General features: G+C 39.4%; 3 protein-coding genes. All 3 read right to left on the bottom strand.

The features are described from left to right. Window positions 1–221: 221 nt before the first annotated feature. Window positions 222–347 (bottom strand): ORF6N domain-containing protein, encoded by a 126-nt coding sequence (locus tag Q0L68_RS20010; RefSeq protein WP_366938425.1) that lies wholly within the window; start codon window positions 345–347, stop codon window positions 222–224. A gap of 7 nt (window positions 348–354) precedes the next feature. Continuing rightward, window positions 355–1,383 (bottom strand): PDDEXK nuclease domain-containing protein, encoded by a 1,029-nt coding sequence (locus tag Q0L68_RS19035; protein ID WP_296705833.1) that lies wholly within the window; start codon window positions 1,381–1,383, stop codon window positions 355–357. Window positions 1,384–1,826: 443 nt separating this feature from the next. After that, entirely contained in the window at window positions 1,827–2,369 is a 543-nt protein-coding gene (locus Q0L68_RS19030; RefSeq protein ID WP_296705832.1) for an ORF6N domain-containing protein, read from the bottom strand. Window positions 2,370–2,876 lie beyond the last annotated feature (507 nt).

Raw genomic sequence — 2,876 nt, 5'->3', positions numbered from 1 at the left:
GGATGGAGGATTACGAGCGTGTAAAAGCATTGAAAGGCGAGATGTAGCCGGGAAGAATCAGGACAAAAGGAAACAATGAAGGGGAGGTAAGATGAAATTATCTCCCTTTCTTTCTATTTATTCTATTTAACATAATATTAATTCTAGTTCAACTGAGGCTTTCTTGCTTTGTTGCCAGGTTGTCGCTCTGACACTAGAATTGGCATTATGTTAAATAGCCGCTAAAGCCTGCCCGCAAAAGCCCTTGGCAGTTTACGAAGCCCTCCCCAACTTGATCTTCCAATTTGGAATATCAAGTTATCAAATTCCTCTTGGATTAACTGGAACATGAAGTCCTCAGGAAAAATAGTGCAATTATAACAAATCTTTTTCTTGCTCTATTTGCAATCTTTCCCTGCTAATTTCCTGTTCCAATTGTTTTGTAGTCGGAAGATATAACTGGTATTTTGATGCGAAGATTTGTTTACTTTCATTAAGCAAACTGTATTTCACAATGGTTTTATTTTTCTCTGTGCATAAGATCAATCCAATTGATGGATTATCATTTGGTTGTTTTATTTGATCTTCAAAGAACCGAATATAAAAATCCATCTGTCCTATGTCTTGGTGCGTAAGTTTTTCAGTTTTCAGATCAATGAGCAGAAAGCATTTCAGAATGTAATTGTAGAATACCAGGTCGATGTAGTAGTGATCATTATCAGCCGTTATCCTGTACTGCCGGCCAACGAATGAGAATCCATTTCCCAGTTCAAGTAAAAAATGTTTCAATTTTTCGATTAATGCAGATTCCAGGTCGGATTCTGCCAACGTCTCATTCTCTTTTACATCGAGGAACTCAAGTACAAATGGGTCTTTAATAATGTCTTCTGGATGGCTGGAATCCTTTACATTATCACAGACAAGCTTAATCTCAGTCTTATCTTTGGCTATCAATAACCTGTCGAAATACAAAGAATTGATTTGTCTTTCAAGCTGTCGAGTGCTCCAGTTTCCAGCAATAGCTTCGTCTAGGTAGAATTCTCTGGCATTCTCATTTTCAACCTTCAGTAGGAGTCTGTAGTGGGTCCATGATAATTCGGAACTCACTGCGTTCCATTTTGGAAACTCCCTATAAAACTGGCGCATATACCGAAGATTTCGGCTGCTTACACTTTTACCATACAATGATGAGAGTCGCATAGCTAACTCTTCCAGTAAAGCAATACCATATTTCGCCCGACTCAAGCCATTTTGCTCCTCTTCCATAATTTCCTTTCCAATATTCCAGTAGGCACGTAACATTTCAGAATTGGTTTTCTGATATACTATGTACTTTGCCTCTTCAAGTATTGCCTGGATTTTTTGAAAAAGAATCTCGCTCCTTGGTATTGATTTCTTGCTCATGTAAATTTAGAATTAGTAGGGTGCCTGAGCTTTAAGGTCATTTAGTGATCATAGAGCTATTCGTATGAGTTAATGTGGAATACCATCCAACTATCAGCGCATTAACGAAAACACCCTTTTCACGTTGCTGCACAACGTCAAAAGAGTGTATCCATCAACCATTCGGAAAAGCCAAGCCTCTCCCCTCTCGAAATCACATGATCCTTTGGCAGATTATGGTAAGGAGGTAGAGTAATGTATTTATATCCAAAGCAATATCAATATAATGCAAGTACATTCTAGGTCAGTTACGACTGTGTTTGCTCTTCTGCCAGGTTGATGCACTGACACTAGAATTAGACATTATGTTGAACCGGAGCGAAGCGGAGCTCGGCGCAGCCAATTGCCGCTTCATCCAGCCCGCAAATTGCGACCTCCATTAAACCGGGTTGTTTCTACTACTGCTATTTCTTAAAACCAATTCTTGGGCGCTCCGAGAAATCTATTTCTGCTTGTTTGGATTCTTGTATTTTTCTGATATACCTTAAGATCAAGGAAATCTTTTCCTCGTGATCCACTTGCTTATTTTGTATTCGCTCCAAAGCAAGAATCAAGTCTTTCTGGGATGAGAGCATGGTCCTCATTGTTGTGAAGATGCGAATGATCTGGATATTTACAGAAATAGCCTGATCACTGTTGAGGACGCTTGAAAGCATAGCGATTCCCTGCTCTGTGAAAACAAGTGGGGCTTTGCGCATACTCATCCGTTCAGAATTGGATATCACAATTTGTGATTTCCAATTTTCAAATTCTTGTACGGTCAGTTGGAACATAAAATCCTCCGGAAATCTTCTTAGATTACGTCTAACAGCTTGATTTAAAGTCCTTGTTTCGACCCCATACAGCTCTGCAAGGTCACGATCAATCATGACTTTTTGCCCCCTGATCAGAAAGATCTTTGTGAGGATAACTTCCTCAGAAATAGTTAGTTTATCAGTTTGGCTCATACGAAGTAATTTTTAAGGTCGCAAAATGTAATTTTAAAGGTTGATGCTGAAAAGGACTATTTATCAGCGTATATGCAAAACACACTTTTCACGTTGCTTGCAACGCAGAAAGAGTGTATCCATCAATCATTCAGAAAAGCAAAGCCTCTCCCCTCTCGAAAATCACTGTCTAATCTGGGAAAAACGCAGGAGTTCTGTGCATATCATTGATTACCAAAGCTATATCAACATAATCCAAGTACATTCTAGTGCAGCTGCGTCTGAATTACACTTTTGCTGAGATCCTGCTCTGACACTAGAATTAGGCATTATATTAAATAGCCCCTCCGGCTAGCCCACAAAAGGCTTCCCACAGTCTGCCCTTAAGTGAATTGGAAATCGAGCGCAAGCTTTTCTGGTTTTCATTTTTTATATCCGATCCTTGGGCGGTCTTTGAAGTCCTTCCCATCTTTTCGGGTTTTCTCAAGTCGCTTAATATATTCCAGGATTATTCGGATTTTATCATCC

This window comes from Algoriphagus sp., assembly GCF_024642405.1.
Taxonomy (GTDB): Bacteria; Bacteroidota; Bacteroidia; order Cytophagales; family Cyclobacteriaceae; genus Algoriphagus.
This window is presented reverse-complemented; position numbering and strand designations above follow the sequence as displayed.